The organism is Cylindrospermopsis sp. CR12, from assembly GCF_001432185.1.
Lineage (GTDB): Bacteria > Cyanobacteriota > Cyanobacteriia > Cyanobacteriales > Nostocaceae > Raphidiopsis > Raphidiopsis raciborskii.
The window spans coordinates 1-1,191 of sequence record NZ_LMVE01000070.1 but is presented as its reverse complement, the minus strand read 5'-3'; the positions used below and the strand labels follow the sequence as shown (position 1 = coordinate 1,191).

At 39.8% G+C, this 1,191-nt stretch carries 2 protein-coding genes; one reads left to right on the top strand and one right to left on the bottom strand.

From position 1 onward, the window contains the following. Nucleotides 1–292 precede the first annotated feature (292 nt). Complete coding sequence (locus tag ASL19_RS17515; protein WP_152980415.1) at nucleotides 293–598, bottom strand: hypothetical protein; 306 nt, start codon at nucleotides 596–598, stop codon at nucleotides 293–295. Nucleotides 599–668: 70 nt separating this feature from the next. Here ASL19_RS17515 and ASL19_RS08850 point away from each other — a divergent pair, with 70 nt between their 5' ends. After that, on the top strand, nucleotides 669–905 hold the full coding sequence (locus tag ASL19_RS08850) for a hypothetical protein (protein WP_057178050.1): 237 nt from the start codon (nucleotides 669–671) through the stop codon (nucleotides 903–905). The last annotated feature ends 286 nt before the right edge of the window (nucleotides 906–1,191 follow it).

The window sequence follows — 1,191 nt, the reverse complement described above, 5'->3', positions numbered from 1 at the left end:
CTAATTTAGTTAGTCTAAATTCTCGATTGTTACATCTGATTGTAATGTGATAGCAGTATCCTGCTTCTAATTTTCTTGGTTTTCGACTCATAAAAATTTAAGACTGGGTTATTCTCAATATAAAGCTGAGAATGTGCTGTCTCCCACAGGAAGTGCTTCGCGATCTCCCAAAGGGAGTGCTGCGCAATCGCCCCTCAATACATTCAGGTTTTTCCCTTGAGAAGGAATCGGGGGATAATCTCTAAGAGCGATCTCGCGAGTGCGAGTGCTTCGCAATCGCCTCTCAATACATTCAGAATTTTCCCTTGAGAAGGAACCGGGGGGAACACTGAATGCGATCACTTGTAGGGGATGCAATGCGATCGCCCACAGGAAGTGCTTCGCAATCGCACTTCAACACCTTCAAAATTTTCCCTTGAGAAGGAACACGGGGGGTAATTACTAAGAGAAGAGCGATCTCCCGTAGGGAGTGCTTCGCAATCGCCAGTCGGGAGTGCTTCGCGATCTCCCAAAGGGAGTGCTTCGCAATCGCTCTCCAAATATCCCGAAACCCTTTTAATAATGGACTTATTCCCTGACGGAAAACGTTTTCCGTCACTATTTAACATAGATTTGGAAACGTCATATATCAGGCGATCGCACCGAAGAGCATGAGTAACTGAACTTTTATGTTTAGTCAGGTGAGATTGCCCAATCTTCTCAATCGACCGTCACGGATTTCAGATGTTACTCCTAACACCCAGGTGATCGCTGTTAATATTCCTAACCAAGAGGAACTAGACAATGACTGGAAAAAGTTTTTGACAACTGTTGACCAACTTGAGAAACTCACTAAATATGATTTTCTCTCTAATGTTCCTACTCCTATTCAAGACGTTATTGAACGTAATATAGCAAAGCTATAACTCTATTATATGGCAATCGCATTCTCTAATTCTATGCGATCGCACTTTAGTTTATTCTCAATGGTAGGCGCGATGGCAGTTGAGCATATTCCAAGAGGAATATTGTTGAATCTATATTTGGTAACAAGTAATGAGACTTATATTTGAATGCCTACTATTTTTTATAAAAGTAAATAAATGAAGAAGTTTTTTGTATGTAATTATATTGCGATACAGGCAGTTAGTTATGTCTTTTCATGGGAAAATAGTAAATCTATAAGTTTTTAATAAAGTAAATGTATTTATA